The organism is Vibrio sp. H11 (genome assembly GCF_004804295.1).
Classification (GTDB): domain Bacteria; phylum Pseudomonadota; class Gammaproteobacteria; order Enterobacterales; family Vibrionaceae; genus Vibrio; species Vibrio ostreae.
Window position 1 is genome coordinate 1 of the sequence record NZ_SSHN01000003.1, and the last position, 14,660, is coordinate 14,660.

The 14,660-nt window shown below is 49.2% G+C and carries 13 protein-coding genes; 8 read left to right on the forward strand and 5 right to left on the reverse strand.

Features of this window, described 5'->3' with window-relative positions; genetic code table 11:
* Window positions 1-494: 494 nt before the first annotated feature.
* The gene (locus E6C74_RS05015; protein WP_136483606.1) at window positions 495-2,468 is read right to left on the reverse strand and encodes an AIPR family protein; all 1,974 of its coding nucleotides are present in this window, start codon (window positions 2,466-2,468) and stop codon (window positions 495-497) included.
* A gap of 616 nt (window positions 2,469-3,084) precedes the next feature.
* The gene (locus E6C74_RS05020; RefSeq protein ID WP_136483607.1) at window positions 3,085-3,720 is read right to left on the reverse strand and encodes an NAD(P)-dependent oxidoreductase; all 636 of its coding nucleotides are present in this window, start codon (window positions 3,718-3,720) and stop codon (window positions 3,085-3,087) included.
* A gap of 129 nt (window positions 3,721-3,849) precedes the next feature.
* Here E6C74_RS05020 and E6C74_RS05025 point away from each other — a divergent pair, with 129 nt between their 5' ends.
* Window positions 3,850-4,743, forward strand: a complete 894-nt coding sequence (locus tag E6C74_RS05025; RefSeq protein ID WP_136483608.1) for a LysR family transcriptional regulator — start codon at window positions 3,850-3,852, stop codon at window positions 4,741-4,743.
* A gap of 77 nt (window positions 4,744-4,820) precedes the next feature.
* On the opposite strand, the gene solA is transcribed toward E6C74_RS05025, so the two are convergent.
* Both solA and E6C74_RS05035 read right to left on the reverse strand, forming a co-directional pair.
* Window positions 4,821-5,945, reverse strand: coding sequence for an N-methyl-L-tryptophan oxidase (gene solA, locus E6C74_RS05030; RefSeq protein ID WP_136483609.1), 1,125 nt, complete (start codon window positions 5,943-5,945; stop codon window positions 4,821-4,823).
* 212 nt (window positions 5,946-6,157) lie between these two features.
* Complete coding sequence (locus E6C74_RS05035) at window positions 6,158-6,949, reverse strand: DeoR/GlpR family DNA-binding transcription regulator (protein ID WP_136483610.1); 792 nt, start codon at window positions 6,947-6,949, stop codon at window positions 6,158-6,160.
* 265 nt (window positions 6,950-7,214) lie between these two features.
* On the opposite strand from E6C74_RS05035, the gene ltnD reads away from it, so the two are divergent.
* The 5 genes from ltnD (at window position 7,215) to E6C74_RS05060 (ending at window position 12,330) form a co-directional block, all read left to right on the forward strand.
* Window positions 7,215-8,120, forward strand: coding sequence for an L-threonate dehydrogenase (gene ltnD / locus E6C74_RS05040; RefSeq protein ID WP_136483611.1), 906 nt, complete (start codon window positions 7,215-7,217; stop codon window positions 8,118-8,120).
* 2 nt (window positions 8,121-8,122) lie between these two features.
* Window positions 8,123-9,379, forward strand: a complete 1,257-nt coding sequence (otnK, locus tag E6C74_RS05045; RefSeq protein WP_136483986.1) for a 3-oxo-tetronate kinase — start codon at window positions 8,123-8,125, stop codon at window positions 9,377-9,379.
* Entirely contained in the window at window positions 9,376-10,008 is a 633-nt protein-coding gene (locus E6C74_RS05050; RefSeq protein WP_136483612.1) for an aldolase, read from the forward strand. Before otnK ends, E6C74_RS05050 begins: the two co-directional genes overlap by 4 nt.
* Window positions 10,008-10,784 carry a 2-oxo-tetronate isomerase gene (otnI, locus tag E6C74_RS05055; protein ID WP_136483613.1) on the forward strand — a complete coding sequence of 259 codons (777 nt, stop codon included), beginning with the start codon at window positions 10,008-10,010 and terminating at the stop codon, window positions 10,782-10,784. Before E6C74_RS05050 ends, otnI begins: the two co-directional genes overlap by 1 nt.
* A 94-nt stretch (window positions 10,785-10,878) precedes the next feature.
* Complete coding sequence (locus E6C74_RS05060) at window positions 10,879-12,330, forward strand: SLC13 family permease (RefSeq protein WP_136483614.1); 1,452 nt, start codon at window positions 10,879-10,881, stop codon at window positions 12,328-12,330.
* A gap of 29 nt (window positions 12,331-12,359) precedes the next feature.
* Here the strand turns inward: E6C74_RS05060 and E6C74_RS05065 are convergent, their stop codons facing one another.
* Window positions 12,360-12,836 carry an Lrp/AsnC family transcriptional regulator gene (locus E6C74_RS05065; protein WP_136483615.1) on the reverse strand — a complete coding sequence of 159 codons (477 nt, stop codon included), beginning with the start codon at window positions 12,834-12,836 and terminating at the stop codon, window positions 12,360-12,362.
* 175 nt (window positions 12,837-13,011) lie between these two features.
* Between E6C74_RS05065 and E6C74_RS05070 the strand changes: the two genes are divergently transcribed.
* Window positions 13,012-14,253, forward strand: a complete 1,242-nt coding sequence (locus E6C74_RS05070) for an aminotransferase class V-fold PLP-dependent enzyme (RefSeq protein WP_136483616.1) — start codon at window positions 13,012-13,014, stop codon at window positions 14,251-14,253.
* A 156-nt stretch (window positions 14,254-14,409) separates the two neighbouring features.
* Window positions 14,410-14,649 (forward strand): RNA-binding protein, encoded by a 240-nt coding sequence (locus tag E6C74_RS05075; protein WP_136483617.1) that lies wholly within the window; start codon window positions 14,410-14,412, stop codon window positions 14,647-14,649.
* Window positions 14,650-14,660: the final 11 nt, after the last annotated feature.

Below are 14,660 nucleotides of genomic sequence, written 5' to 3' on the forward strand. Positions count from 1 at the left end.
TTTATTTGATTACTTTAAAAGGTACGCTAATGAGTCCCGTCAATTTCCCTCGGTAGTTATTGTAATGACAAAGTCGCTTGGTAATTAAGGTACGACAGAATCGCTTGGTGATCACACACAGGCCTCAGAAAGATCTGAAATATTGGTGGACATAAACGATTTAGAGTCTAAGCACTAAGCTGCGTAGTTCGGATTAGCTAGGCTTGGGAAAAGAGTAGACTAAAGCAAGTAGTCGTCGATAATCTATAGCCCTTTGAATGACGAGACGGCAACGCTATAAGCCACCTATTGCTACTACAGTGTTTCTATTGTTTGTGTCGTGCTTCAACAAGAAGTAACGGACGCAAACTATCAAAAAACATCCCTTCAAATATTTCTACGCCTATAAATACATGTAGCTCACTCAGATTTAATTATACCTACCACTCGTCTCAGGTGCGCCCAAGACGTCACCTGAAACCATTTTAAGCGTACAGAAAAAATGAGAACGCCTCCTATTCAACCTGAAGGCGAACTTCTGATGCTTGCATACCTTTTCTTCCATCTAAAACTGAATATTCCACAGGTGTTCCTTTTATTCTCTTGCTCCAAGGTACTTCTAAAAGACCTGTAGCATGGACAAATATATCTCCACCAACGTCCCGATCAATAAAACCATATCCTTTGACATCATCAAACCAACGTAGTTTACCTTTCTCTACATTACCAACAATTAGTTCAGGTTCTTTCTCTACGTGATTTCCAGCGCTATTGTTGGGTCTCTTAAGTAAAACTTCAGTGAAAGATTTAAGTCGGTCAGGGGTATTTCCATCCACAGACGCTCCCGAAATTTTCAAGCTATCTCTAAGATCGTTAACAATTTTCTCACAAGCTTTTGTTAGTTGCTTTTCATCTCTTATTTTTTCGATTAAATCTTCGCAATAGCTTGAGATCTTATGGCTATTCATTTTTGGGAAAGAATCTCCTACGAGGTGAATTCTTAATAACATAAGTATATGGTAAGTGTACTTTCTCATATCCCTAGGAATTATATTTTGATTCATCATTCTATGAACTAAAACAAAGGCTAAACCTGAGGCAAAATATGGTGCTGGCTTGTGGTCAGCCACAAAAAGTTTACTCTCATATGCTTTGAGAAGCTCTCCATAGTAACGAGGGTGACTATGTGGTTCATTTAAAAACATCGCGACAAATGCTTTAGTTTGAGTTGTTAGCGAGACTATATTATTCGCTGGTATAGGGTCAAAATAATACTGCTTTGATCTTCTTTCATAATAGACCCTATCCTCTCTTGGTCTCGAAGATTCATGAGAATTATAAAAATCCTCAATATCTTTATGAAATGGTGATAATGACTCTAAAGCTTCGGGCATAACTGCTGTTTGCCAGTTGGTTGCTTTAATAACTTCAGTTATTATTTCACTATCATTTGTTGCAACCAGCTTTATTGGGATAAATGTTTCTGAAGTTATTGACTCTTTATGTTCGAAGAGAACATGTGTTGTTTGACAACCGTTTACAATCTGAAAGTCGGAGATCCTAAAATTGTCTCCAGTGCGTACTATGTTTCTTGCTACGATTGTAACCCCGTTGTTAAGCAGTGGAAACCTACTAATATTTCCCCCACCAAGCGTTGTAGCAATATCTCTATTTACAGGGTTATTCCCTTGAAAATCCCTTACGTTATCGTAAAATAAAGTTCGATTCAAACTACCATCGTCGGTTGATATTAAATTTATATACTCATGACCGCTAAGCAATCCGAGATATGCCTCATCTACTCCACCTATTGATGGAAATGTGGCGGTCTTATCTAGTCTTACTTCTCTAGTCACTCCACGCTCTAATTCTCTATATATCTCTTTAAGTATTTTTGCATCGATAGGTTGGGCTGAAACATGGGAAAAAAGATTCGATTTTTCAAGATCTCCTACACCATAAGATAATCGCGCTGATGGTTCAGGATCGTTATTCCAAACACCCGCAGTTGAATAATATGCGTAGCATCTTGGATTTTCATCCATATGGATACTTAAATCATATACTTTGTTTTTAAGACTTCTTATTATTTCAATATCATCATTAAATCGTATCTCTGGTTCATCGGCAAAAAATTGAGATACACCATAGAGGAATGTTCCAATTCCACCTGCATCAAATGCGGCAGAAGTCTTTGCTTGAATAAATACAAATTCAAAATTCAAACGTCTTAAACGACTATGGAAAAAGTCTAAGTCTTCCTCACTTCTCACTGGGCGGCCATTTACAAGAATAGCGATTCCATCAATACCACCATCTATTCCACCACCTGTTTTGAACTCCTCAATATTTGAAATTTCACAAGCATGATATTTTTTTAGGATAACTGACGATGAAAATGCTTCAAATGCATCAGAACTATTTCCACTTGGTATACCAGCAGATTCTGCGAAACTTTTCACAAATCCATTAAGGACTAAATCTTTCATTTAACATATTCCTTTGTCAACTAGCTTGCTTTGGTTTGTTGGCCGAAGACATAGAATGCGAACTGCCATTACCATAAATACATGTTTTAAATAGACTATCATCAACATCACAATGGCATAAAGTGGGACGAATCGACAAAATTTGTTATTTCTACATACCTCACAACTTTCCATTAGAAAGCCTATTGATAACTGTACAAGAAAGGCTAATAAGATTTGTTTTCACAAACTTGAAATGGGGCAATTTCGATTTAGGAATGGTAGCGTATCGACTGTGAACGCTGCCATTTTAGTATGAGACTTTATTACTCTCTCACACCACCAGTGGAATTATCGCCCCCTGCTCTATCTTCCGTTTATGGCAAACGTGATGGCAGCCCTATCTGACACACGACGCCAGATTTTAAGGCGCGGACAAAAAGTAAGCACTTACTTCTTTGATTGCAACTCAAGTTGAGCAGATACGAAAAAGCCAGCCTTGCGGCTGGCTGCGTCTCACCCGGTTGGCAAATCGGGTTACCAAACAGGCGGACGAACCTGTGGTGACGAACTCTTTGCGTTCGACGTAGCTTACGATCGACGTGACTTGCTAACCAATTATTAAGCAACACCAATCCTAGTAAGCAAAACCAATCCGCTGACGAGGATGGTCGCCACTGTCGAGTTCATCCACCAGCGCCGCCGCGTAATCTGCAACAGAAATGCGGCTATTGCCTTCTGCGTCCGTCATAAACTGATCGACAGTCACGCGGTAAGCGCCTTGTTTATCGCCAGGGAAGATCTCTGCAGCCGGACAGATGAACGTCCATTGCACGGCACTGTCGCTGTTTTTGAATACTTGCAAAGCGTCACCCTGAGCCAGAGATTCAGGCTTATATTCAGCCGGGAAGTCAGGTACGGTGAACAGTTGTACACCTGGTGCCACTTCCAGTGAACCGGCGCCGCCAACCCAAAGCAGACGCTCAATACCGGCTGCAGGCAGTTGCTCAAGCATGTTCTTGGCTGTGTTGGCAACGATTTCGTGGTTACCCGCCGCTCGGCCGCCGATAGAAGCAATCACCGCATCCACGCCTTCCAGCACCGAAGCCAGTTTCGCATCACCGCTCAAATCAAATTGGCATACTTCGACGCCTTCAGCGGTCACTTTAGACGGGTCACGGGCAATGGCGACCACGTCATGACCATGTGCTTTCACTTCTTCAACGATGTGGCTGCCAATCCAACCTGTTGCACCGAATACTGCTACTTTCATCTTGATACTCCTCAATGGAATCGAATTAGATTTAATCAACGCAAACCAGTATAGTCGCTCGAGATCTGGTGATAAATACGCATAAATGATGTAGATTGTATCTATCTAAGTTACTAATCAGGCACCACTATGGATCGACTGACCGCGATGCGCAGCTTTGTTGAAGTGGCCAATACCAACAGTTTCACCAAAGCCGCCGATAATCTGAATTTGAGCCGTTTACAGGTCTCACGCCATGTACAGGAAGTGGAAGACTGGCTGCAACAACGCCTTTTACATCGCACCACACGTAAGGTCAGCCTGACCGCTGCTGGTGAAGAAGCATTGAGACACTGTGAACAGATCCTCGACCAGACAGCAGAACTGGAGATTCGCGCGCTGGAACAGGCGCAGTCACTGAACGGCAGCATCCGCATCTCAGCGCCGATAGGTCTCGCCCAGCACCTGCTGCTCGAAACCGTGCAGGCATTTACCGAACTGCACCCTCAGGTAAGGATTGATATTCTGGCCTCAGATCGCCTGTCACAACTGGTCGATGACCGGATCGATGTTGCGCTGCGCTTTACCCAGCAACCGGATGCCAGCCTGATTGCCCGCCGCTTAATCATCGTTGATACCGTGGTCTGTGCCAGTCCGCAATATCTCGCAAGCCATAATCCAATTGTTGAGCCGAGCGATCTGGCGCGGCATAACTGCTTCGTCCATCTCACCGGGCATGAATGGGATTTTGTCAGGGATAACCAACATTTTTCCGTCAAAGTGAGCGGAACGATCAGTGCCAACGATATGGCGATTTTGCGCCGCGCCGCACTCAGCCACAACGGCATTGTCTGGTTACCCTGTGATTTGGCTAACCCCTATCTGGAAAGCGGCGAACTGATGCGGGTGCTGCCTGAGTTTCATTCCCCGAGCAGCGGCTTATGGGCAGTGTATCTGTCACGCAGTTATCAGACTCCGCTGGTGCGTCAGTTTATCGATTTTCTCGCCCAGAGCTGGCAGCACGATATAAAAGTCGCCGGATAACACACAGTCAGAGATGAAAAAAGGAAGCGCTCGCTTCCTTTCTACACAATTCCTGCGCTGTCGTATGTCATTCAGCCTCAGCGAAAACGCTGCAATGAAAACAGCGAGATATCGTGCTCGGTTGCCCCTTTGGCAGCCAAGTCACTCAAAATCTCACCAATCACGCTGGCAAACTTGAAACCGTGACCAGAGAAACCAGCCGCAATAATCACATTGTCATGTTGCGGGTGGGTATCAATAATGAAGTGTTCATCGGCCGTCATGCTGTACATACAAGTTTTGCCATACATCAGACCCTGCGTTTGCGGCATTACAGTCGCTAAAAATCGTTCCAAATCCACACTGTCAGTCAACGTATCATACTCGGCAATCTCCTGATCCGGATCCTGACGTTCACCACCGTCATGACGCCCCATCTTCAGCCCCGCGCCGTCAATGCTCGGAAAGCCGTAGTAGATCCCTTGTGGGGAATCGAACGAGAAAGCAGGAAATACAGTTTGTCCGTAAATCTCTTCATCGGCTTCAAACCAGGCAAACGTTTTGCGGTTGGGTTGCATCGGCAGGGCAAAATCAAGCTTGGACATCAGTTTGGTCGCCCAGGCCCCGGCTGAAATAATCACTTTATCGGCGCGAATGATTTTATCTTCGCTGTATAAGGTTACGCCTTGGTCATCGGCTTTAATATCCTGCAGCGGATGATAAGTCAGCAGCTCTGCACCGTGCGCCAGAGCGAGATCGCGATAGGCGGCGATGCAATCTTCGCAGCGCAACACACCCGATGTCGATTCAAAACAGCCGATGTAGTTTTCTGGTAACGTAATGCCCGGAAAACGCGCATGCACTTGTTCGGCATTGAGAATTTCCAGCGGCAGTTGGTATTTTTCAGCGCTGGCAATCAGAGTCTGAATGAAGCGCGAGCTCTCTTCGCCCATATTGAGCACACCGGTCTGCAGGAACAGCGATTGGCCACTGTGCAGTTCCAGTTCTTCCCATAACGCCTTTGCCCGCAATGCCAGCGGAACATATTCTTTGCCTTCGCCGTAAGCGTAACGAATGATGCGGGTTTCACCATGGTGACTGGCATGATGGTGAGGCGGATCAAACGCATCCATCAGCAGTACTTTTTTACCTTGTCTGGCCAGGAAATAACCTGCTGCCATTCCCATCGAACCGGCCCCGACTACCACGACATCGTATTTCAAATCCCTCTCCTTTGACGCTGAGACAATAAAGCGACAACCAGTATGCCGCCAGTCCTTATACTTTATCGTGCAGAGAGGAAGATGAATAATGAAAATTATACTGCATGCGTTATATATCAGCGAAAAACCGCAAGTTGTGCATAACTTAAACGATTTACCGCAACACTGTTTATCCGCTCACTGGCCTCAAGTGGCTTGTCATCGGTTGCTTCTCACGCAGAACGGATCTGAGGCACGTCGTCCCCCGTAGTCATCAGAACCTGAATGCCTTTCTCTTCGAGATCTTGACGAACACTGTCCGGGAATGCGCTATCGGTAATAATGGCATCGAAAGTTTGAATATCGAGTGCATGGAACGTGGCTACTTTGCCATATTTAGAAGAGTCAGACACCAGAATCACTTTTTGCCCCGCAGCCGCCACGGATTTTTTCACAATCACTTTCGGCTCACTCGGAGTGGAAATACCGCGCAGGTTCCAGGAAGAAGTCGAGACAAACGACACATCCACATTCATACCGGCCAGAAAATCCGCCACTTTGCTTCCCACACAGGATTGGTTCTCGCGGTCGATTCGTCCGCCAGTGTGATACAGATCGCTGTCGCTGTTATGCATTAAATAAGCTGCAATCACAAAATCGTTGGTGATGAACAGCAGATCATCCCGCGCCGCTAAATGATGTGCGATCTCCAGCGTCGTGGTACCGGCATCTAAATAGACGGTCGCATTGCGTGGCACCAGCCGACTGGCTATCTGGCCAATCTGGGCTTTTTCATCGGCGTGCTGGGTCGCCTTAGCATCATGGGAAGGTTCGTGATGTAACACACTACTCAGTTGCACTCCTCCCGACACAGACAGCACCTTGCCCTGCTTTTCCAGCTTGGCGATATCACGCCGAATCGTCATGTGTGATACAGCCAACTGCTCAACCAGCTCATTGATGCTGATGACTTCTTGCTGTGAAAGGAGGGACAAAATGGTTTTGTGGCGTTCTGCTGGAATCATAGTGGCTTACGTGACAAGTAATGATAACCCCATCTTATCAGCCAAGCTGACATCTGTGAAGTTGTGTTAACTATTGTGAAACAGTCCCTCAAAACATGCTCTACTCTGCTCATATCACTGTGATTCAGGGGCTATTTTTCACATTATTGTTACTGGATGGTAATTTTTGTGAGTAACACCACAGGAAAACGCGCACAAATTCACATATAATCACACCAAAGAACACAAATTAACATCTTTAACACGATTAGAGCGAGATATTCACATGGATAATCAAACAGTTAAATCAGTTGCTGTTATCGGCTTAGGCTCGATGGGAATGGGTGCAGCGAAATCCTGTGTGCGCGCCGGACTCGATGTATACGGTATCGACCTCAACCCGACCGCACTGGAAACGTTAGGTAACTACGGCGCTAAAGCGGTCGCCAATGATGCCAAGCCGTTCGCTCAGGCATTAGATGCGGTACTGCTGCTGGTCATCAACGCCAAACAGGTCAAAGCGGTGCTGTTTGATTCCGGCCTGGCGGCCAGCCTGAAACCGAAAACTGCGGTGATGGTATCAGCGACCATCTCAGCCCAGGATGCAAAAGAGATTGAAGCCGGCCTGAATGCCTATGATCTGTTGATGCTGGATGCGCCGGTATCCGGCGGTGCGGTCAAGGCCGAAGCCGGTGACATGACCATCATGGCGTCAGGCTCAGAGCAGGCGTTTGCCAAACTGGCACCGGTACTGGAAGCCACCGCGGGCAAAGTTTACAACATCGGCACTGAAATAGGCCTGGGTGCCACCGTGAAGATCATTCATCAACTGCTGGCGGGCGTGCACATTGCCGCCGGTGCTGAAGCGATGGCACTGGCCGCACGTGCCAATATTCCACTCGATCTGATGTACGACGTGGTAACCAATGCCGCCGGTAACTCCTGGATGTTTGAGAACCGCATGAAACACGTCGTCGACGGCGACTACTCACCAAAATCCATGGTCGATATTTTCGTCAAAGATCTCAACCTGGTTGCCGACACGGCGCAAGATCTGCGCTTTCCTCTACCGCTGGCCAGTACCGCACTCAACATGTTTACTTCGGCCAGCAACGCAGGTTACGGCCAGCAAGATGACAGTGCCGTGATCAAAATCTTTGATGGTATCAACCTACCTGGCACGGAGAAATAATGATGTTACTCGGAGTCATCGCAGACGATTTTACCGGCGCTACTGATATCGCAGGCTTTCTGGTTGAAAACGGTATGCGCACCGTACAGCTGAATGGCGTGCCGGACGCACAAACTCAAGTGGATGCTGACGCAGTCGTGATCAGCCTTAAATCACGCTCATGCCCGGCCGAACAGGCGGTCAGCCAGTCACTGGCGGCATTGCACTGGCTCAAAGATCAGGGCTGCCAGCAGTTCTATTTCAAGTATTGTTCGACGTTCGACAGCACCGAGCAAGGCAACATTGGTCCTGTGACCGATGCCCTGCTCGACGCCCTCAATGAATCTTTCACCATTGTGTGCCCTGCTCTGCCGGTCAATGGCCGCACGGTATTTAATGGTCATCTGTTTGTCTTGGGCGAACCACTCAATGAATCCGGCATGCGTCATCATCCGGTGACCCCAATGACTGATTCCAGTGTGATTCGCCTGATGAATCGCCAGTCCAAAGGTGAAACCGGTCTGGTCAACTATCAAGTGATCGAGCAAGGCGCGCAGGAGGTAGTCGAACAGTTCGCAACGCTGCAGCAAAGCGGTAAGCGCTACGCGGTGGTGGATGCTTTCAACAGTGCACACCTGACCACTCTGGGTCAGGCAGCCAAATCACTCAAACTGATTACCGGAGGCTCTGGCCTCGCGGCAGGCATTGCTCACAACTGGGCGCAGCATCTGGCCGATCAGAGCGATGCCAAAGCGGCAGGCCTGCCACAGGCCGCATCCAGTGTCGTGCTGTCCGGCTCCTGCTCACTGATGACCAACAAGCAGGTCAAGCATTACCAAGCATTAGCCCCATCACTCGCGGTTGACGTCGAGGCTTGTCTGAACGATGACAATTACGTTCAGCACGTGTTTGAGTGGGTTACCGCCAACCTGAACAACGCTCGCGCTCCTATGGTGTACGCCACTGCAGACGCAGACAAACTGCAACAAATTCAGTCTCGTTATGGTTCAGCCGTATCCAGCCAAGCGGTTGAGCTGTTCTTCAGCCGTCTGGCTCATCAGCTGCAGGAATTCGGCGTACGCAATTTTATTGTCGCGGGCGGAGAAACCTCCGGCACCGTCACCCAAAGCCTGGGTGTCAAAGGTTTCCATATCGGGCCGCAAATCGCCCCGGGCGTGCCTTGGGTGAAATCTATCGATGGCTCACTGTCTCTGGCACTGAAGTCAGGCAATTTTGGCGATGAGCCGTTCTTTACCACTGCGCAGGATTTTTATTCATGACCGAACAACAACTGAGAGAACAAATGGTGCGTCTTGCGCGTTCTATGTTTGAACGCGGCTACGCAACCGGCGGGGCGGGAAACCTGTCTCTGAAACTACCGGATGGCAATTTTCTTGCGACACCAACCGGCTCATCGTTTGGCCGTCTGGTGGCTGAAGAGCTGTCGGTGGTCGATATTGAAGGCAATCTGATATCCGGCAGACGCGCATCGAAAGAGGTCGCGTTTCACCTGGCAATTTACCGCAATAATCCGAACTGCAATGCGATTGTGCACCTGCATTCTACTTATCTGACCGCACTGTCGTGCCTCGATAACCTGGATTCAGATAATGCTATTCGTCCGTTCACCCCGTACTACGTGATGCGCATCGGTCAGCTGCCGGTGATCCCTTATCTGCGTCCCGGCGAACCACGCATCGCCGAGGAACTGGCTAAACGCGCCGCCGATTACCGTGCGTTTCTGCTCGCCAACCACGGACCGGTGGTAACTGGCTCCGACCTGGAAGATGCGGTCGATAACGCCGAAGAACTGGAAGAGACCGCACGTCTGATGTTCCTGCTTGATAAACATCCGATCCGCTACCTGACTGACGCAGAAGTGGAAGACCTGAAAGGGAGAGGCAAATAATGGCTAAATTTGCAGCAAACCTCACCATGCTATTTACCGAAGTTCCGTTCCTGGAGCGTTTTGCCAAAGCGCATCAGGCTGGCTTCAAAGCGGTTGAATTTCTGTTTCCGTATGCGTTTGAGCCACAAGTGCTGGCCGATGAACTGGCTAAATATGGTTTCGAACAAGCGCTGTTTAACATGCCCCCGGGTGACTGGGATAACGGCGAGAAAGGTCTGGCTGTCCTGCCTGGCCGCGAAGAGGAATTTAAGCAAAGCGTAGCCACGGCGGTTATGTACGCCAAAGCGCTGCGGTGTAAGAAAGTGCATGCCATGTCCGGCATCATTGATCCGGCCTACAGCCGGCAGCAACATGTCGAGACCTTTATCGCCAACATCCGCTATGCCGCTGACATCTTAGCCGAACATGGTATTGAACTGATGATAGAACCACTCAACAGCCGTGATGTGCCGAACTATTTCGTTGCCCATCAGCGCGAGGCGGTGGAACTCATCAAGCAGGTTGACCGCGCAAACGTCAAACTGCAACTGGATCTCTACCATGCCCAGATCATGGACGGGGACTTAGACATCTTGATCCGCGATTTGGCACCGTTTACCGGTCATATCCAGATTGCTTCCGTGCCACACCGCAATGAACCGTGTGATGGCGAAACCAATTACCCATACCTGTTCGGTGTGCTCGACGACTCCGGCTACGACGGCTGGATCGGTTGTGAGTACAAACCGAAAACCACCACAGAGCAAGGTTTGGATTGGGTTAAACCTTACCTGTAACTCATGAGCAACTCCCCTGCGAATGCCTGCCCTGGCGGCATTCGCAGGGCCCTATACAACCGTAAGACGGACAAATTATAAAAAGGACAGAAAGATGGACGCTGCTTTAATTGGTATTATCCTTGGGATCCTGGCCATGATGGTTATGATCATCAAGACTCGTATCCCGGTAGCACTGGCAATGATCATCGCCAGTATTATCATGGGCTTATTTGCTGGCATGGCGCCGACTGATTTGGTGAATGCGATCAAATCCGGCTTCGGAGGAGTGCTCGGTGGTATTGGTCTGATCATTGCCTTTGGGGTGATCATGGGCGCCTGTTTTGAACGCTCCGGCGCGGCGGTACGCATGGCCAAAACCTTTGTGAAACTGTGCGGTAAAGGACGTGAGGACGTTGCTCTCGGGTTTACCGGCGTGCTGGTTGCTATACCGGTTTTCTGTGACTCTGCCTACATCATTCTTCATTCCCTTGTTCGCGCTATTTCGCGCAATACAGGCAAGTCTGCCGTTGGCCTTGGTGTAACACTGGCTCTGGGCCTGCTGATCACCCATGCTATGGTCCCGCCAACTCCGGGCCCGGTCGCTGTTGCGGGTATCCTTAATGTGGATCTGGGTGTGTACATGCTGTGGGGCCTGATTGTGTCAGTACCTATGATGCTGTTGTCCCTAATCTACATCCGTAAAGTAGGCAAAGAATACTACCGTGTCCCGAATGGTGAAAACTGGATTACCAGCCAGGCCGACTGGGCGAACCTGGAAAAAGTTCAGGAAACCGACGACCGTCATCTGCCAGGTAATTTCCTGTCATTTGGCCCGATTCTGCTGCCTATCGTTCTGATTTTGGTAAATACACTGGTAACTAAAGATGATTCACTGTTCTATGCCATAATCTCTTTGTTGGGTAACCCGGTCGTTGCGGTCGGTATTGGTGTACTGCTTGCTCTGTATGGCCTCACCCGCAATATCGATCGCAAAGATATGGTCGGTTCGATGGACGATGCTTTGTCGACCACAGGCCTGATTCTGGTCGTGACCGGCTGTGGCGGCGCGATGGGCGCGGTACTGAAAGCGTCTGGTGCCGGCCCTCAGGTTGCAGAGGCGATTGCCAGCAGTGGTATTCCGCCCCTGTTAGTACCGCTGGCGATTGCATCCATGCTGCGCCTTATCCAGGGGTCTGCAACCGCCTCTATGATGGTCGCCGCCACTATGACGCTGCCACTGGTGGAAACATTAGGTTTGGATCCGGTCTTTGTCGCTCTGGCATGTGCGGTAGGTCCGGTAGGTTTTTCTCACCTTAATGACTCCTACTTCCACATTATCAGCCGTACGCTGGGGATTACCGAGCTGTCGGATCAACTGAAAATCTGGTCGGTATCCTCAACCATTGCCTGGGCAATTGGTGCCAGCATCGTGATGATCCTGAACCTGATCTTCGGTAAACAGGGCACACTGCTCGATCCTGTCGTGCCATTTGTGGTACTCGCTGCTCTGATGTTGTGGATGAAAAGCAAAGAGCCGAAAAAAATACTAAAAGAAGCTCGTTAATCAACACGCTGAAGCCCCGCAAGGGGCTTTTATTTTGTCACTGTTTGCGGCAACGCCACCTGATGCTTAAAGCACTCCAGTAGCATGTAAGAGTGCATGCCGGAAATAAAACGGGTTTGCAGAGTTTCATTAATCAGGCGGTTAAATTCGCTCATGGTAGTGCAACTGACCTTGAGGGCAAAATCGTTGTCGCCGGTGATGGAATAGCACTCATGAATGATCGGCGTCTGCGCTATTAAATCGAGTAACTGCCGGCGCGCATCCGGTTCAGATTTACGATACTGCACCATCACCAGTGCGTTGATATCAAAGCCCGCTTTAGCACTGTTCAACACCACGGAATAGCGTTCAATAATCCCCGATTCTTCCAGCCGTTTCAGACGGCGAAAGCACTGCGATGCCGAAAGGTTAACCGCTTCCGCCAGTTCAAGCCGCGCAATACGGCTGTCCTGCAACAACAATTCCAGAATGCGAACATCCTGGCGGTCTAGTGCGATAGATTGCACGATATTTCCCTTTAAAGTCCGTTTTATGACTGATTTATCGCATTCAGCCTTGTATTTCAAGTTCAGGTTGCCAAGAAAGCGGCATATATCAAAGCGTATACTGAAAGCTAAGTTACCGCTTGCTCTCATGACCACCAGCAAGCCTTTCACCCTTTCAGCTCCAAGGATAGAAACCATGACTACACTCGATATGGATTTTGTACGCCAGCAATTTCCGGCGTTTGCCGAACCTTCTCTGCACGATAAAGCCTTCTTTGAAAACGCCGGCGGCTCTTATTTATGCCGTCAGGTACTGGAGAAATTTGACCAATACTTCCACCAGCTCAAAGTGCAGCCTTATTACCCCAACCCGGTTTCGGCTAAGGCAGGTGAATGGATGGATGCCAGCTACCAGGCGCTTGCACCGTGGTTAAACTCAGCGCCAGACGAGATCTATTTTGGCCCGTCAACCTCGCAAAACACGTATGTACTGGCCAATGCGGTCATGGGATGGCTGCAACCCGGCGATGAAATCGTAGTCACTAACCAAGATCACGAGGCCAACAGCGGCGTTTGGCGCCGACTGGCAGAGCGCGGTATTGTGGTCAAAGAGTGGAACGTCAATCCTGTGAATGGCATGCTTGAGCTAGACACCTTGCAGCCCTTGTTGACTAAAGCAACTAAGTTACTCACATTTCCGCACTGCTCCAATATCCTGGGTCATATCAATCCGGTCGCGGATATCTGCGCGCTGGCCCGTCGACATGATGTGCGCACGATAGTGGATGGCGTCTCTTTTGCAGGACATGGTCTGCCGGATGTCAAAGCACTGGGCTGCGACATCTATCTGTTTTCCCTTTACAAGGTATTCGGCCCCCATCTGGGCGTGATGGTCATTCAGTCAGACATGGCGTCCAAGCTGGCTAATCAGGGCCACTATTTCAATGGTGAATTTCGTGAAAAACGTCTTTATCCGGCCGGACCAGATCACGCGCAAGTGGCAGCCGCCAAAGGGGTCGCCGATTATTTTGCCGCTATTTACCAACATCACTTTCCCGACCAGCCAGAGGCCAGTGCCACGCAAAAAGCTGAGGCGGTACGCGAGCTGCTGCATCAGGCCGAACTGACCACTCTGCAGCCGCTGCTTGAGTTTCTCAATCAGCATCCGGCTATCCGTATTATCGGCCCGGCCTCTGCAGCGCAGCGTGCCCCAACAGTATCCATCACGGTTAATGGCGTACTGCCGGCTGACCTGGCTAAACAGTTGGGTGAAGAAGGCCTCTTGTGCGGTGCCGGCCACTTTTACTCCTGCCGCCTGCTCGAGGCGATGGATATCAATCCGGCAGTCGGTGTCGTACGCTTTTCTATGGTTCACAACAGTTCGCCAGCCGAAGTCGAGCGCCTGATCGCGACATTAGCGCGTCTGTTACCAGCGTAATCAGCGCTGCAGAGCAAGGTCAGCTTATGGTTCCTTGCTCTGCGTAGCCGCCGGTTATTACGCATGATTATTTTCACTGAAATGACAACATTCACTTGGTCCGTCGGGCGATTACTGCGACAATGGAGGCCGTTTTTACCCAATTAATGGTTCAACATGAAACTTCTAGTCCGCAACCTGGCTCGCACCACAACCGAGCACGAAATTCGTCAGCTTTTCTCTGTTCACGGTACTGTAAAAGAATGCACTCTGGTGCTTGATCAGGAAACGGGTCAGTCGAAGGGCTTTGCGTTCGTTGAAATGCCTGAACTGGCAGAAGCCAAAGCAGCAATCGCCGCACTGAATATGACCAGTGTTGCCAAGAGCACCATTCGCGTCAAAGCAGCACAAAACTGATTCAGAAGCCA

Coding starts and splice junctions, on each gene's coding strand:
- E6C74_RS05060 (WP_136483614.1), top strand. CDS start 10,879: ATGGACGCTGCTTTAATTGGTATTATCCTTGGGATCCTGGCCATGATG.
- E6C74_RS05070 (WP_136483616.1), top strand. CDS start 13,012: ATGACTACACTCGATATGGATTTTGTACGCCAGCAATTTCCGGCGTTT.
- otnK (WP_136483986.1), top strand. CDS start 8,123: ATGTTACTCGGAGTCATCGCAGACGATTTTACCGGCGCTACTGATATC.
- E6C74_RS05035 (WP_136483610.1), bottom strand. CDS start 6,949: ATGATTCCAGCAGAACGCCACAAAACCATTTTGTCCCTCCTTTCACAG.
- E6C74_RS05015 (WP_136483606.1), bottom strand. CDS start 2,468: ATGAAAGATTTAGTCCTTAATGGATTTGTGAAAAGTTTCGCAGAATCT.
- E6C74_RS05020 (WP_136483607.1), bottom strand. CDS start 3,720: ATGAAAGTAGCAGTATTCGGTGCAACAGGTTGGATTGGCAGCCACATC.
- E6C74_RS05075 (WP_136483617.1), top strand. CDS start 14,410: ATGAAACTTCTAGTCCGCAACCTGGCTCGCACCACAACCGAGCACGAA.
- E6C74_RS05050 (WP_136483612.1), top strand. CDS start 9,376: ATGACCGAACAACAACTGAGAGAACAAATGGTGCGTCTTGCGCGTTCT.
- E6C74_RS05025 (WP_136483608.1), top strand. CDS start 3,850: ATGGATCGACTGACCGCGATGCGCAGCTTTGTTGAAGTGGCCAATACC.
- otnI (WP_136483613.1), top strand. CDS start 10,008: ATGGCTAAATTTGCAGCAAACCTCACCATGCTATTTACCGAAGTTCCG.
- ltnD (WP_136483611.1), top strand. CDS start 7,215: ATGGATAATCAAACAGTTAAATCAGTTGCTGTTATCGGCTTAGGCTCG.